This window comes from Pseudomonas morbosilactucae, from assembly GCF_023241665.1.
GTDB classification, from domain to species: Bacteria; Pseudomonadota; Gammaproteobacteria; order Pseudomonadales; family Pseudomonadaceae; genus Aquipseudomonas; species Aquipseudomonas morbosilactucae.
On sequence record NZ_JALQCX010000013.1, the window covers coordinates 38,022 to 53,257 of the forward strand.

General features: G+C 59.6%; 17 protein-coding genes. All 17 read right to left on the minus strand.

What is annotated here, in order from left to right:
• Positions 1-107: 107 nt before the first annotated feature.
• Entirely contained in the window at positions 108-1,580 is a 1,473-nt protein-coding gene (gene der, locus M1B35_RS09685) for a ribosome biogenesis GTPase Der (RefSeq protein ID WP_268261794.1), read from the minus strand.
• A gap of 138 nt (positions 1,581-1,718) precedes the next feature.
• Positions 1,719-2,870, minus strand: a complete 1,152-nt coding sequence (bamB, locus tag M1B35_RS09690; RefSeq protein ID WP_268261795.1) for an outer membrane protein assembly factor BamB — start codon at positions 2,868-2,870, stop codon at positions 1,719-1,721.
• Positions 2,863-3,504, minus strand: coding sequence for a YfgM family protein (locus M1B35_RS09695; protein ID WP_123328758.1), 642 nt, complete (start codon positions 3,502-3,504; stop codon positions 2,863-2,865). Before M1B35_RS09695 ends, bamB begins: the two co-directional genes overlap by 8 nt.
• Positions 3,505-3,544: 40 nt before the next feature.
• On the minus strand, positions 3,545-4,834 hold the full coding sequence (gene hisS / locus M1B35_RS09700; protein WP_123328759.1) for a histidine--tRNA ligase: 1,290 nt from the start codon (positions 4,832-4,834) through the stop codon (positions 3,545-3,547).
• A 22-nt stretch (positions 4,835-4,856) separates the two neighbouring features.
• A complete protein-coding gene (ispG, locus tag M1B35_RS09705) occupies positions 4,857-5,966 on the minus strand; it encodes a flavodoxin-dependent (E)-4-hydroxy-3-methylbut-2-enyl-diphosphate synthase (protein ID WP_268261796.1) in 1,110 nt (369 codons plus the stop codon).
• Between the two features lie 3 nt (positions 5,967-5,969).
• Complete coding sequence (locus M1B35_RS09710) at positions 5,970-6,989, minus strand: RodZ domain-containing protein (protein ID WP_268261797.1); 1,020 nt, start codon at positions 6,987-6,989, stop codon at positions 5,970-5,972.
• The gene (gene pilW / locus M1B35_RS09715) at positions 6,989-7,747 is read right to left on the minus strand and encodes a type IV pilus biogenesis/stability protein PilW (protein ID WP_268261798.1); all 759 of its coding nucleotides are present in this window, start codon (positions 7,745-7,747) and stop codon (positions 6,989-6,991) included. The genes M1B35_RS09710 and pilW overlap by 1 nt, the downstream gene beginning before the upstream one ends.
• A gap of 12 nt (positions 7,748-7,759) precedes the next feature.
• The gene (gene rlmN, locus M1B35_RS09720; protein ID WP_123328763.1) at positions 7,760-8,908 is read right to left on the minus strand and encodes a dual-specificity RNA methyltransferase RlmN; all 1,149 of its coding nucleotides are present in this window, start codon (positions 8,906-8,908) and stop codon (positions 7,760-7,762) included.
• A gap of 28 nt (positions 8,909-8,936) precedes the next feature.
• Positions 8,937-9,362 (minus strand): nucleoside-diphosphate kinase, encoded by a 426-nt coding sequence (gene ndk / locus M1B35_RS09725; protein WP_017846179.1) that lies wholly within the window; start codon positions 9,360-9,362, stop codon positions 8,937-8,939.
• Positions 9,363-9,454: 92 nt separating this feature from the next.
• The gene (gene iscX, locus M1B35_RS09730; RefSeq protein ID WP_123328764.1) at positions 9,455-9,655 is read right to left on the minus strand and encodes a Fe-S cluster assembly protein IscX; all 201 of its coding nucleotides are present in this window, start codon (positions 9,653-9,655) and stop codon (positions 9,455-9,457) included.
• A 14-nt stretch (positions 9,656-9,669) separates the two neighbouring features.
• Positions 9,670-10,011, minus strand: coding sequence for an ISC system 2Fe-2S type ferredoxin (gene fdx / locus M1B35_RS09735; RefSeq protein WP_123328765.1), 342 nt, complete (start codon positions 10,009-10,011; stop codon positions 9,670-9,672).
• Between the two features lie 3 nt (positions 10,012-10,014).
• The gene (gene hscA, locus M1B35_RS09740) at positions 10,015-11,877 is read right to left on the minus strand and encodes a Fe-S protein assembly chaperone HscA (RefSeq protein ID WP_268261799.1); all 1,863 of its coding nucleotides are present in this window, start codon (positions 11,875-11,877) and stop codon (positions 10,015-10,017) included.
• Between the two features lie 51 nt (positions 11,878-11,928).
• Entirely contained in the window at positions 11,929-12,450 is a 522-nt protein-coding gene (gene hscB, locus M1B35_RS09745) for a co-chaperone HscB (protein ID WP_123328767.1), read from the minus strand.
• Positions 12,451-12,458: 8 nt separating this feature from the next.
• The gene (gene iscA / locus M1B35_RS09750) at positions 12,459-12,782 is read right to left on the minus strand and encodes an iron-sulfur cluster assembly protein IscA (protein WP_123328768.1); all 324 of its coding nucleotides are present in this window, start codon (positions 12,780-12,782) and stop codon (positions 12,459-12,461) included.
• A gap of 46 nt (positions 12,783-12,828) precedes the next feature.
• Positions 12,829-13,215 (minus strand): Fe-S cluster assembly scaffold IscU, encoded by a 387-nt coding sequence (gene iscU / locus M1B35_RS09755; RefSeq protein ID WP_007929523.1) that lies wholly within the window; start codon positions 13,213-13,215, stop codon positions 12,829-12,831.
• Between the two features lie 96 nt (positions 13,216-13,311).
• Positions 13,312-14,526, minus strand: a complete 1,215-nt coding sequence (locus M1B35_RS09760) for an IscS subfamily cysteine desulfurase (RefSeq protein ID WP_123328769.1) — start codon at positions 14,524-14,526, stop codon at positions 13,312-13,314.
• Positions 14,527-14,576: 50 nt separating this feature from the next.
• Positions 14,577-15,068, minus strand: coding sequence for a Fe-S cluster assembly transcriptional regulator IscR (iscR, locus tag M1B35_RS09765; protein ID WP_011063217.1), 492 nt, complete (start codon positions 15,066-15,068; stop codon positions 14,577-14,579).
• Positions 15,069-15,236 lie beyond the last annotated feature (168 nt).

Genomic DNA, 15,236 nt, shown 5'->3' on the forward strand with positions numbered 1-15,236 from the left:
AAACGCCAGCGATTAAAAAAGGGTCCTTAAAGGACCCTTTCCAATGCCTGCCTCACACTCCAGGCTTTTCAACCTGTGGCTTGCAGCTAGCCATTCACGCCTAGCTTTTAGCGTTTGTCGCGGCGTTTCTTGTCCGCTTTCTTGTGGTGCGACATCAAGCGACGCTTCTTGTTGACCTGGCGGTCGGTGAGTGTGTTCTTGTTGCCTTCGTACGGGTTCTCTCCACCTTTGAACTCGATGCGGATCGGCGTACCCACCAGCTTCAGAACGCGGCGATAGGTGTTTTCCAGGTAGCGAACATACGACTTCGGCACCTTCTCCACCTGGTTGCCGTGGATCACGATCAGCGGCGGGTTGGCACCACCCAAGTGGGCATAACGCAGCTTGATGCGACGATTGTTGACCATCGGCGGCGCGTGCTCGCCCACAGCGTCTTCGAGAATTTGCGTCAGACGGCTGGTCGGCCAGCGGGTGACCGCCGACTTGAAGGAGTTCTGCACCGACTGATACAGGTTGCCCACGCCGGTGCCATGCAGCGCCGAGATGAAGTGGATGTCAGCGAAGTCGACGAAGAACAACCGGCGTTGCAGCTCGGTTTTCACGTAGTCGCGTTCGCCTGGCGTCATGCCGTCCCATTTGTTCAGGGCGATCACCAGGGCACGACCGGCTTCCAGGGCAAAGCCCAGCAGGTTCAGGTCGTGGTCCACCACGCCCTCCCGGGCGTCCATGACAAAGATCACCACGTTGGCGTCTTTGATCGCTTGCAGGGTTTTCACCACCGAGAACTTTTCAACTTCCTCGTGGATCTTGCCGCGCTTGCGCACACCGGCGGTGTCGATCAGCGTGTACTTCTCGTCGTTACGTTCGAACGGGATGTAGATACTGTCGCGGGTGGTGCCGGGTTGGTCGTAGACGATGACGCGGTCTTCACCCAGCATGCGGTTGACCAGGGTAGATTTACCCACGTTTGGACGACCGATGATGGCGATCTTGATGCCGTCTTTCTCGCTTGGGCCCGGAATGCGCTTGGCTTCCTCGCCTTCGGCAACGATTTCTTCCTCGCCGTCTTCCGGCGCGTCTTCATCGTCTTTAGGGAATTCGCGCAAGGCGATTTCCAGCATCTGGGTGATGCCACGACCGTGGGCACCGGCGATCGGTACCGCGTCGCCCATGCCAAGTGGCGCGAACTCGGCGCGAGCCATGTCCGGGTCGATGTTGTCGACCTTGTTGGCGATCACGTAAGAGGTCTTGTTACGTTTGCGCAAATGCTCGCCGATCATCTGGTCGGCGGCGGTGAAACCGGCCTTGGCATCAACCAGGAACAGAACGACATCGGCTTCTTCAATGGCCAGCAGCGACTGCTCGGCCATTTTTTCGTCCATACCGTGCTCGTCACCGGAGATGCCGCCGGTGTCGATCAGAATGTAGGAGCGCCCTTGCCACTTGGCCTCACCGTATTGGCGATCACGGGTCAGACCGGACAGGTCGCCAACGATGGCGTCGCGAGTCCGAGTCAGGCGGTTGAACAAGGTGGATTTACCGACGTTCGGTCGGCCCACCAGGGCGATTACGGGAACCATGCGGCTCTCCACTGCGTTAATTGCGAAAATACAAAAGCCGCTGCGAGGCAGCGGCTGGTGCTCGGGGCAGCACTGCAGGAGCAAGCGTGCTTGTTCCTGCAGTTCGCTTGGGGGATCTCCCCAAGCATAGTCAAACCATTACTTGATGGTCAGGGCTTCCAGTTTGCCGCTGTTGCCATACACGTAAATCATGTCACCCATCACCAGCGGACGAGCCCGCAGGCCATCGCTGTCGATGCGCTCACGGCCGACGAAACGGCCATCAACCTGGCTCAGCAGGTGCAGGTAACCTTCCAGGTCACCCACAGCTACGTAGCTGGAGAAGACTTCCGGTGCCGACAGTTGACGGCGAGCCAGCGAGTCGTTGCTCCACAGTGCGGTGGTGGAACGCTCGTCGACACTTTCAACGGTGCCGGACGACAGGCTCACGTAAACACTGCCGAAACCTTGGGCGACGCCTGCGTAGCTGGAAGCATCACGCTGCCAGAGCGGACGACCGCTTTCCAGATCCAGGGCAGCCACGCGGCCTTGGTAGCTGGCCACGTACAGGGTGCCGCCGGACAACAGCAGGCCACCGTCGATGTCCACTACACGGTCCAGCTCGGAGCGACCTTGAGGGATTGCTACGCGCTGTTCCCACACCGGCACGCCGTTGCGGATATCCAGGGCCACCACTTTACCGGTCGACAGACCGGCAACCGCCAGGCGGTTGGTGGCGATGGGGGCGCTGGTGCCACGCAGGGTCAGTACCGCCGGGGTGCTGTCGTAGAGCCACATCTGGTTGCCGGTGGCAGCGTCCAGGCCGATCACTCGGTCATCCTGGGTCTGCACGACGACCACGTCACCGTTGGTCGCAGGCGGTGCCAGGACTTCACTGGTCACGCGAGCGCGCCATTTTTCTTCACCGCTGGAAGCATCCAGAGCGATCACTTCGCCCTTCAGGGTGCCGATCATGACCAGGCCGTAACCCACGCCCACGGCGCCGGATACAGGCAGTTCAAGATCCTTCTTCCATTTGACGTCACCGCTCATGCGATCCAGGGACATCACCACGCCGGTAACGTCCGCGGCATAGATGGTGTCGCCATCAATGGCCGGTACCAGCATGTTGTAGGTTTCGCCCTGGCCGTCACCGACCGAACGGCTCCACTGCTTCTGCAGGACCACTTCTTCTTTGAAGTCGACCAGTTCAGCCGGCGGCAGTTCTTTCTTGCTGTTGCTGCTGCAACCCGCGGCCAGAATGGCCAGAGCCAGCAATGCTGCATGTTTCCAACGGATCACGTCACGCATCCCCTTTGGCCAGGTCGTCCAGCTTGATTTGAAGGCCACCGACCGCGGCTTCATCCGACAGCGCAGCCTTGGCTTTTTGGTAGGCCGCATGGGCGTCGTCGATACGGCCCAACTGCACCAACAGGTCACCCTTGAGTTCTTCACGGGTGGCCAGGAAGGCCTTGTCGGCATCACCGTCGAGCAGCTTCAGTGCGTCGTCGACCTTGTTCTGCGCCGCCAGCACTTGGGCCAGACGCTGACGCGCCACTTCACCCAAGGTTGGGTTGGCTGGCTTGTCGGTCACGGCTTTCAGTTCGGTGGCGGCGTCGTCCAGCTTGCCGCTGTCTACCGCGACCTTGGCCACGAACAGGCGGCCGTACTGGGCGTAGGCGCTGCCGCCGAAATCGCTGTTGAGCTTGCCGGCCAGGTACGTCACACGGGCCACATCCGGCTTGCCATCAGGGGTCAGCGTGGTTTCCAGCAATTGCTGATAGAGCACCGATGCGCCTTGCGACTGGTTGCTCTGATACTTGTGCCAGGCCTGCCAGCCGAACACGATGACCAGCGCCAACAGGCCGCCAGTGACCAGGGGTTTACCGTTGCGCGACCACCAGTCCTTCAATTCCGCCAGCTGTTCATCTTCGGTACTCGACACCCCAATACTCCTTATTCGCTAAATCGGCTGTTTGACAGCTTCAACCCTGCACGACGCAGGTGGCCAGGTGCGCAGCGAGTGCATCCCAGGCAATGCTTTGTTGTTCACCCTGGCCACGCAGGGGTTTGAAACCTACCACTTGCTGGGCCAGTTCGTCGTCACCGAGGATCAGTGCATACAGCGCACCGCTCTTGTCGGCTTTCTTGAATTGGCTCTTGAAGCTGCCAGCACCGGCGTTGATCTGCAGGCGCAGGTTGGGCAACTGGTCACGCACCCGCTCGCTCAAGGCCAGGCCGGCCAATTCGGCAGCCTCACCGAAGGCGCACAGGTAAACGTCCACCTGACGGGAGATCTCTTGCGGGATCTGTTCCAGGGTTTCCAGCATCAGCACCAGGCGTTCGATACCCATGGCGAAACCTACGCCCGGGGTCGGCTTGCCGCCCATCTGCTCCACCAGGCCGTCGTAACGACCGCCGGCGCAAACGGTGCCCTGGGCGCCGAGTTTATCGGTGACCCACTCAAAGACGGTCTTGCTGTAGTAATCCAGGCCGCGCACCAGCTTCGGGTTGATCACGTATGGAATACCGGCCGCATCCAGGCGCGCCTTGAGGCCCTCGAAGTGCACTCGGGACTCTTCGTCCAGGTAGTCGGCCAGTTTCGGCGCGTCCACCAGGACGGCTTGAGTGGCCGGGTCCTTGGTGTCCAGAACCCGCAGCGGGTTGGTTTTCAAGCGACGCTGGCTGTCTTCGTCCAACTGCTCGTGGCGCGCCGACAGGAACTCCACCAGCGCTTCGCGATAACGCGCACGGGCTTCAGAGGTGCCCAGGCTGTTGAGCTCGAGCTTCACCGCATCACGGATGCCCAACTCGCCCCACAGGCGCCAGGTCAGCACAATCAGCTCGGCATCGATGTCCGGACCGTCGAGGTTGAAGACTTCCAGGCCGATCTGGTGGAACTGGCGATAACGGCCTTTCTGCGGACGCTCATGGCGGAACATCGGGCCGATGTACCACAGTTTCTGCACTTGGCCACCGCCGGTCAGGCCGTGTTCCAGGGCAGCGCGTACGCAAGCGGCAGTGCCTTCCGGACGCAGGGTCAGGGAGTCGCCGTTACGGTCTTCGAAGGTGTACATCTCTTTTTCGACGATGTCAGTGACTTCGCCGATAGAGCGCTTGAACAGCTCGGTGAACTCGACAATCGGCATACGGATTTGCTTGTAACCGTAGTTATCCAGCAAACGCGCGACGGTGCCCTCGAAATAACGCCACAGGGGCGTCTGCTCGGGCAGGATGTCATTCATGCCACGAATGGCTTGCAGAGACTTGCTCACAAAAAATCCTTAATTCGTTCGGTTAGCCGCGCGCGATCAGCGCAGCGTCGGCTTCGACCTTTTCGGCCGCCTTCTGCCGGATCAGCTTTTCCAGCTGGTCCACCAGGTTGTCATTGGTCAATTTCTGCGCCGGCTTGCCATCGATGTAGATCAGGTTCGGCGTGCCACCGGTCAAGCCGATGTGAGCCTCTTTGGCCTCACCCGGACCGTTGACCACACAACCGATCACAGCCACATCCAGCGGCACCAGCAGGTCTTCAAGGCGCCCTTCCAACTCGTTCATGGTTTTCACCACATCGAAATTCTGCCGCGAGCAACTCGGGCAGGCGATGAAGTTGATGCCACGGGAGCGCAGATGCAGGGACTTGAGAATGTCGTAGCCGACTTTCACTTCCTCGACCGGGTCGGCCGCCAACGAGATGCGAATAGTATCGCCAATCCCTTCGGCCAGCAGCATACCGAGGCCCACGGCGGATTTCACCGTGCCTGAACGCAAACCACCCGCTTCGGTAATGCCCAAGTGCAGGGGCTGGATGATTTCCTTGGCCAGCAAACGGTAGGCTTCGACAGCCATGAACACGTCGGAGGCTTTGACGCTGACCTTGAAGTCCTGGAAATTCAGGCGTTCCAGGTGTTCAACGTGACGCAGTGCAGACTCCACCAACGCTGCTGGCGTCGGTTCGCCGTATTTCTTTTGCAGGTCTTTTTCCAAGGAACCGGCGTTGACGCCGATGCGGATTGGAATCCCGCGGTCACGGGCAGCATCCACCACGGCGCGCACTCGGTCTTCGCGACCGATGTTGCCCGGGTTGATGCGCAAGCAATCGACACCCAACTCGGCCACGCGCAGGGCGATCTTGTAATCGAAGTGAATGTCGGCAACCAGCGGCACCTTGACCCGTTGCTTGATGCGGCCAAACGCCTCTGCCGCATCCATGTCGGGCACCGAGACGCGCACGATGTCCACGCCTGCCGCTTCCAGACGATTGATCTGGGCCACAGTGGCCGCCACGTCATTGGTGTCGCTGTTGGTCATGCTCTGCACCGCGATCGGCGCGTCGCCGCCCACGGGGACCGAGCCGACCCAAATCTTGCGGGACTCGCGACGTTTGATTGGTGATTCGCCGTGCATGACTTATTGACCTAACTTCAGGCGAGCGGTCTCGCCACTGGTGAACGGAGCCACATCGACTGCCTGTCCGTTGTAGCTGATCTGTGCACCGCGGGCGTAGCCCAGGCGCACGGCAAACGGCGGTTGGCCGCTGACATCGACAGTCTCACCCTTGCGCTTGAGCGCGCTCAACAGCACTTTGCCGTTGCCATCGGTGACCTGGGTCCAGCAGTCGGCTGTGTATTGAATCTGTACCTGAGCAGCGCCGGCGACGGGAGCCGCAGCAACTGGGGCAGTGACGGCTGCAGTCGGCGCCGGAACCACCGCTGGCGTGTGCACCGCAGGCGCAGCAGGTGCCGGCGTCGCGGAAACGCTGGCCGCTGGGGCAGGCGTTGTATGAGCGGGCGCTGCCGGAGCTGCCGGGGTCGTCGGAGTAACCGCCGCAGTATCAGCGGGTGCTTCGCCCGACGCCTGTGCATCCGGCAGCGCGAGGCTGGTTTCGCCCTCGGCCTGGCCTTCAGCAACAGCCTGGTCTTCCGGCTCGTCGATCGGGTGGATTTGGGTGGTGCCGTCAGCGCCTTCGACTTCAACGTGTTCCTGGTTGAGCGCGGTCAGGTCCTTGCTGCGCAGGGAGGTTTGATCCTGCCACCAGACAAAACCGCCGCCGACCACAGCAACCAGCAACAGCAAGCTGACAATCCGCAAGATGGTGTGGGAAACCCGAACCGGCTCCTCGATACGGCCCAAGGCGTGAACGCTGCTGCCCTGGGAGTCGGTGCCGGTGAACTGGTCGAACTCTTGGACGGCCAGCGCCTGGTCCATTCCCAGCAACTTGGCGTAGGCGCGGATATAACCCCGGGCAAAGGTGTGTCCCGGCAGCTTGTCGAAAGCGCCGGCTTCCAGGTTGCTCAGGGAGCTCACGGTGAGATTGAGCTTGTGGGCCACTTCAGCCAGCGACCAACCATTGCTTTCGCGGGCCTGACGCAGGGTCTCACCGGGGTTTACGCGAGTCACTGCTTGAACTTCGGGATGCGCCGCTTTCATCATTGCTCCGACAGGTATTGCTGATATTCCGGCGTACCGGGATAGAGTCGTTTTAATTGCAGACCGTAACTGGCGGCCTTGTCGCGATCTTCGAACACTTCGGCCAGACGCGCGCCGAGCAATAGACTACGTGCATTTTGCCCACTCAGTTGGCTAAAACGATCGTAATAGTCATGTGCGGGCACATAATGCCTGTCTTCGAAAGACAACTCAGCCATTTCCAGCAATGCGCGGGGTTGTTGATGGTTCAGACGCAGGGCTTTTTCCAGTTGCTGCTGGGCCAACTCACGCTGGCCAAACATCGAAGCAGTCATACCAAGGTTCTCGAACACTCGGGAGCGCTCGGGATAAAGAGTATCAGCCGCCGCTTGCTCAAAGCGCTCGTAAGCTTCTTTGTAACGTTTTTCTTCGAAGAGAAAGCTGCCGTAGTTGTTGAGGATACGGGCATCGGTGGGGCGCGCGGTGAGGGCTTTGCGAAAATACTGTTCAGCCAGCTCGGGCTCCATTTCCGCTTGGAAAACCAGAGCCAGGGCCGCATTGGCGTCGGCATCGGTGCTGTCCAGCTCCAGGGCCTTTTTCAACGGCACCTTGGCACGCTCGGCCATGCCTTGCTGCAGATAGCCCAAGCCCAGCTGCACATAGGCCTCGCGCGCTTCGCTACGTCCCTTGCTTGTATTCAGCGGGCTGGAATCACCTGACATGACACAGCCAGCCGAAAGGCCGACAACAAGCACAAGGAGCGCAACGCGCAAGGCCATGGAGATCCTCTCTCAGGTACGGTTCGCAGCGCTTTGCGGCAGATCGGCGTCGGCGCTCAATTCACGCACGGCGATATAACGCTCGCTACGACGGGTGCGGTCCATCACCTGCCCGACCAGTTGCCCACAGGCCGCATCGATGTCTTCGCCACGGGTGGTGCGCACGGTGACATTGAAGCCGGCGTGGTGCAGTTGATCCTGGAACCGGCGAATGGCGTTGTTGCTCGGACGCTCGTAACCGGAATGCGGGAACGGGTTGAACGGGATCAGGTTGATCTTGCACGGGATGTTCTTCAGCAACTCGATCATTTCAACCGCGTGCTCGACCTTGTCGTTGATGTCCTTGAGCAAGGTGTACTCGATGGTCAGCACACGCTTTTCGCCCAGGGACGACATATAGCGCTGGCAGGACTCGAGGAGCATTTTCAGCGGGTACTTCTTGTTGATCGGTACCAACTGATTGCGCAGCGCATCGTTGGGTGCGTGCAGGGACAACGCCAGGGAGACGTCGATGTGCTTGGACAGCTCATCGATCATCGGCACCACGCCGGAGGTCGACAGGGTCACACGGCGCTTGGAGATGCCGTAACCCAGGTCGTCCATCATCAAGTGCATGGCCGCGATGACGTTGTCGAAGTTCAGCAGCGGCTCACCCATGCCCATCATCACCACGTTGGTGATAGCACGGTCGACGGTCGCCGGGACGCTGCCAAAGGATTTGTTGGCAATCCACACCTGGCCGATGACTTCGGCGGCAGTGAGGTTGCTATTGAAGCCTTGCTTGCCGGTGGAGCAGAAACTGCAATCCAGGGCACAGCCTGCCTGGGACGAAACGCACAGAGTGCCGCGTTTGCCCTGGGGAATGTACACGGTCTCAACGCAGCTGCCGGACGCCACGCGCACCACCCATTTACGGGTGCCGTCGCTGGAGATGTCCTCGCTGACCACTTCCGGACCGCGAACTTCAGCAATGGCCTTGAGCTTGTCGCGCAAAGCCTTGCTGACGTTCGTCATGGCGTCGAAATCATCGACGCCAAAGTGGTGAATCCATTTCATTACCTGACCGGCACGGAAACGCTTCTCCCCGATTGAGTCGAAGAATTTCTCCATTTCCTGTTGAGTCAGCCCCAGCAGGTTGGTTTTTACAGTCGATGTCGTCATGGATTCACCTTCACTCTTAAGCCAATGCTTAGCGAGTGGTTACTTCAGTAGCTGCGAAGAAGTACGAGATTTCACGAGCAGCAGCGGCTTCGGAGTCCGAACCGTGTACAGCGTTGGCGTCGATGGAATCAGCGAAGTCAGCACGGATGGTGCCAGCAGCAGCTTCTTTAGGGTTGGTAGCGCCCATCAGCTCACGGTTCAGAGCGATAGCGTTTTCGCCTTCCAGAACCTGAACAACAACAGGACCGGAGATCATGAAGGCAACCAGGTCGCCGAAGAAACCACGAGCGCTGTGCTCAGCGTAGAAGCCTTCGGCTTCAGCTTTGGACAATTGCTTGAGTTTCGAAGCTACAACCTTCAGGCCGGCTTTTTCGAAACGAGTGGTGATCTCGCCGATGACGTTTTTTGCAACAGCGTCAGGCTTGATGATGGAGAAAGTACGTTGAACAGCCATGGTGTAACTCCAGAAACGGTAATTTGCGAAAAATTAAACCCGCGAATTATACGCGGGTTTATAGGGATTGCCTAACTGCGTACGTTGCGGAATCAGTCCGCTTCTTCGATCCAGGCCGCCTGAATGGCTTCAAGAACCTTCTCGCCACCGCGAGCGGCGTCGTCACTGAATTCCGGCAGTGCCAGAACCCATTTGTGCAGATCGACAAAGTTCACGTAGCGCGGATCCACGTCCGGCTTCGACTCGGCCAACTGAATGGCGATTTCCAGCACATCAACCCACTTGAGACTCATGAAAACTCCTTGAATCAGTGCGGCGCTTCGGCGGCGTGGTTGAGCGAGTATTTCGGGATTTCGATGGTCAGGTCTTCATCACCGACGATCGCCTGGCACGCGAGGCGCGACTGGGCTTCCAGACCCCAGGCCTTGTCCAGCAGGTCTTCTTCCAGCTCGTCAGCCTCGTTCAGCGAGTCAAAACCCTCGCGCACGATGCAGTGACAGGTGGTGCAGGCACTGACGCCGCCACAGGCGCTTTCGATCTCGATGTGATGGTCATGCGCCACGTCGAGCACAGACACACCCGGCTCAACCTCGACAACCAGACCGTCCGGGCAAAACACGGCGTGTGGCAGAAAAATGATCTGCGGCATCAGTTATTCCTCGATTTCATTCAAGTTGCGCCCCGCCAACGCGGCTTTCACCGTCGAATCCAGGCGGCGGGCAGCAAAGGCATCGGTCACTTGCGACAGACGCTTGGTCTGCTGCTCGATGGCGTAACCATCGGTGCCACGCATCAATTCAGTCAGTTCCTGCATCTGCAACTCAATGACCATGCGCTCTTCAGCATCCAGCAAACGCTCGCCGTCGACATCCAGAGCGCCCTGCACCGCTTCGATCAGGCGCTGGGCATCGACCTGCTGCTCGCGCAGCACGCGGGCGACCTTGTCGTCACTGGCGTATTGGAAAGAATCCTTGAGCATTTTGGCGATTTCGCCGTCCGTCAGGCCATAGGAAGGCTTGACCTGGATGCTGGCCTCGACGCCCGAGCCCAGCTCTCGAGCGGCAACGCTGAGTAGACCATCGGCGTCCACCTGGAAGGTCACGCGAATCTTCGCCGCACCCGCCACCATGGGCGGAATGCCGCGCAGCTCAAAACGCGCCAGGGAGCGGCAATCGCTGATCAGTTCACGCTCGCCCTGGAGCACATGAATCATCATGGCCGACTGGCCGTCTTTGTAGGTGGTGAAATCCTGGGCCCGAGCGACTGGAATGGTGGTGTTGCGCGGAATCACCTTTTCCATCAGCCCACCCATGGTTTCCAGCCCCAGGGACAGCGGAATCACATCCAACAGCAGCAGTTCGCCGCCTTCACGCTTGTTGCCGGCCAGCGTATCGGCCTGGATCGCAGCACCGATGGCCACGACCTGGTCCGGGTCGATCTCGGTCAGCGGCTGGCGACCGAACATGTCGGCCACAGCTTCGCGCACTCGCGGCACACGGGTCGAACCACCGACCATGACTACGGCCTGGACTTCGTCCAACTCGACATTGGAATCACGCACGGCACGCCGGCAAGCCTTGAGACTGCGAGCAACCATGGGTTCGATCAGCGCATCGAAGGCGTCACGGGTCAGCGGTGCACGCCAGTCGCCATAGACCACTTCGACCGACGCAGCGTCGGTCAGGGCTTCCTTGGCGGCACAGGCGGTTTGCAGCAGATTGCGTTGCGCGCCCGGATCCAGATCGGCGGACAGGCCCGCACTCTCGATGATCCAGCTGGCAATGGCGTGGTCGAAGTCATCGCCGCCCAGGGCGCTATCGCCGCCGGTGGCCAGCACTTCAAACACGCCACCAGTCAGGCGCAGGATGGAAATATCAAAGGTGCCGCCGCCCAGGTCATAGATGGCCACCACGCCTTCAGCGTGCTGATCCAGGCCGTAGGCCACAGCAGCTGCGGTGGGCTCGTTGAGCAAACGCAGCACGTTGAGGCCAGCCAGCTTGGCCGCGTCCTTGGTCGCCTGGCGTTGCGCATCGTCGAAATAGGCCGGAACGGTGATCACCGCGCCCACCAATTCGCCACCCAATGTGGATTCGGCGCGCTGACGCAGCACCTTGAGGATATCGGCGGACACTTCAACCGGGCTTTTCGGCCCTTGCACCGTTTCGATAAACGGCATGTGCGACTCGCCATCGACAAAACGGTACGGCAGCTGCTCGCCCAATTGCTTGACGTCGGACAGACCACGACCCATCAAGCGCTTGACCGACAGCACGGTATTCAAAGGATCGGCAGACGCTGCCAGGCGAGCGGATTCGCCCACTTCGACACGATCAGCGTGATAGCGCACCGCGGAAGGCAGGATCACTTGACCCTGCGCGTCGGGCAGCGGCTCGGAAAGACCACTGCGCAATGCAGCGACCAGCGAATTGGTAGTGCCCAAGTCTATCCCCACAGCCAGGCGACGCTGGTGCGGTTGAGGACTTTGGCCGGGTTCGGCGATCTGCAGTAGGGCCATGCTTATCAGGACTTATCTGTATATCAGGCGTGCGACCGGGGCGGCACTGGGTTAATCGTCGAGGCGCTCTTCTAACTGGCGCACTTCGTAGGTGAGCTTGTCGAGGAACTGCATGCGCCGCATCAGGCGTTCAGCCTGTTCACGTTGCGCCGCATCATCCCAACAGGCTGCGAAGCTTTCGTTCAATTCATCCTGAGCCGATTTCAGACGGCGCTTGAAGGCGGCTACACCACCCAGGTCGGCACTGTCTTGCAGGTCTTCGAGCTCTTCGCGCCATTGCATCTGCTGCAGAAGAAACTCCGGATCATGCACCGTGACCTCCAGCGGCAGCTCACCCCCATTCAAGGCGAGCAAGTAACGTGCGCGCTTGGGAGGACTTTTGAGCGTCTGGTAGGCCTCGTTGAGGCTCGCGGACTGTTCCAGCGCCAAGCGCTGCTCGCGCTCGCTGGCATCGGCAAAACGGTCCGGATGAACACCACGCGCCAACTCACGGTAGCGCGTAGCCAGCTGCTCGAGATCCAGGCGAAAGCCGGGCTGCAGCTCAAATAAAGCGAAATGACAAGGAGTACCCACGAGAAGCCTCAGATGTTGAAGCTTTCGCCGCAGCCACATTCACCGCGCACGTTGGGGTTGTTGAACTTGAAGCCTTCGTTCAACCCTTCCTTGACGAAATCCAGCTCGGTGCCGTCCAGGTAGGTCAGGCTTTTCGGGTCGATGATCACTTTCTCGCCGTGACTTTCGAACACCTGATCCTCTTCACCCACCTCGTCGACGAACTCCAGCACATAGGCAAGGCCGGAACAGCCTGTGGTGCGGACACCCAGACGAATCCCATCACCTTTGCCGCGCCCATTGAGGGAACGTCGCACGTGTTGAGCAGCCGCTTCTGTCATGCTGATAGCCATCGTGACTCCTTACTTGTCGCTCAATCTGTGAAAGCTGAATCCGAAATCAGATCAGGCCTTTCTTCTGCTTGTAATCGCGAACAGCGGCCTTGATGGCGTCTTCAGCGAGTACCGAGCAGTGGATTTTTACTGGCGGCAGGGCCAGCTCTTCAGCCAACTGAGTGTTCTTGATGGTCTCTGCTTCATCCAGAGTCTTGCCTTTCATCCACTCGGTAGCCAGGGAGCTGGAAGCGATAGCCGAACCGCAGCCGTAGGTCTTGAACTTGGCGTCTTCGATGATGCCTTGCTCGTTGACCTTGATCTGCAGACGCATCACGTCGCCGCACGCCGGAGCGCCGACCATGCCGGTGCCGACGTCAGGATCTTCCGCGTTCATCTTGCCGACGTTGCGCGGGTTCTCGTAGTGGTCGATGACCTTTTCGCTGTAAGCCATGATTCTTAATCCTCACTCATCAGAGAGTCGCTCTTGGGGTTCCGTACACCGCCGTTGCCGACACGCTCTACAGAACCCGTTTGCGGCGACTTATATTCAGTGTGCCGCCCACTCGATCTTCGAGATATCGACACCATCTTTGAACATGTCCCACAGCGGCGACAGAGCGCGCAGCTTGGTAACGGCCTCGCAGACTTTCTGCGCGGCATAATCGATTTCTTCTTCGGTGGTGAAACGGCCGAAGGTGAAGCGGATCGAGCTGTGTGCCAGTTCGTCGTTGCGGCCCAGGGCGCGCAGTACGTATGAAGGCTCCAGGGATGCCGAGGTGCAAGCCGAACCGGACGATACTGCCAGGTCCTTGAGGGCCATGATCAGCGACTCGCCTTCAACGTAGTTGAAGCTCAGGTTCAGGTTGTGCGGTACGCGGGCGGTCATGCTGCCGTTGATGTACAGCTCTTCCAAGTGCTCGACCTGCTGGTAGAAACGGTCGCTCAAGGCTTTGATGCGAACGTTCTCGGCAGCCATGTCTTCCTTGGCAACGCGGAAGGCTTCACCCATGCCGACGATCTGGTGAGTGGCCAGGGTGCCGGAACGCATGCCGCGCTCATGACCGCCGCCGTGCATGGTGGCTTCCAGGCGCACACGCGGCTTGCGGCTGACGTACAGCGCGCCAATGCCTTTAGGGCCGTAGGTTTTGTGGGCAGAGAAAGACATCAGGTCGACTTTCAGCGCCTGCAGGTCGATCTCGACCTTGCCGGTGGACTGAGCACCATCAACGTGGAACAGGATGCCTTTGGAACGGGTCAGCTCGCCGATGGCGGCAATGTCGTTCACGGTGCCGATTTCGTTGTTCACGTGCATGATCGACACCAGGATGGTGTCGTCGCGCAGGGCGGCTTCAACCATGGCCGGGGTGATCAGGCCGTCTTCACCGGGCTCGATGTAGGTGACTTCGAAGCCTTCACGCTCAAGTTGGCGCATGGTGTCCAGGACAGCCTTGTGCTCGATCTTCGAGGTGATCAGGTGCTTGCCCTTGGTGTGATAGAAATGCGCGACACCCTTGATTGCCAGGTTGTCGGACTCGGTAGCACCGGAAGTCCAGACGATTTCACGCGGGTCGGCGTTCACCAGGTCAGCCACTTGGCGACGGGCATTTTCCACCGACTCTTCAGCCTTCCAGCCGAACACGTGAGAGCGGGACGCCGGGTTACCGAAGTTTCCGTCGACCAGCAGGCATTCACTCATCTTTTGCGCGACACGCGGATCAACCGGGGTGGTCGCTGAGTAATCAAGGTAAATCGGCAATTTCATGGACTCTCTCCTAAATCAGGCTGGCTGGCGTACCGCTAGCTCTTTGGCTGTCATTCGACGGCGGACGCTTCAATCTTGTCCAGGCGCGGCGCCTTGCCATTACAGCGGCGCTGATCCTGACGCTGGGCTACCTCTTGCACCTCACGGCGAGTCACAAGGTCAGCCAAGCTGATACCGCTTAGAAATTCGTGAATCTGCAGGCTCAGATCGCACCACAAGTGGTGGGTCAGACAGGTATCGCCGGCATGGCAATCACCGAGCCCTTGGCATTTGGTGGCATCGACCGACTCGTTTACCGCATCGATCACCTGGGCGACCTGGATCCCTTGCATGTCACGTGAAAGCTGATAGCCGCCGCCTGGGCCACGCACACTGGAGACCAGGTTGCTACGGCGCAGTTTGGCAAAAAGCTGTTCGAGATAAGACAGGGAGATGCCTTGGCGCTCTGAGATATCGGCCAGTGACACCGGGCCATGTTGCGCGTGCAACGCCAGATCGAGCATGGCGGTTACCGCGTATCGGCCTTTAGTAGTGAGTCGCATGGACAGGTACCACGGAGTTTCGGAATGGAGGCGAGTATGTAATACCCGAGCAATCGAGTCAACTATAAGACCAACTACTTTAGTCGGGTTTACCCACAAAACAGCGCGCGAATCATAGCAAAGTCTGCGACGTAATGGCACAGCCCCATGGGAGCAACTGACCTGCGG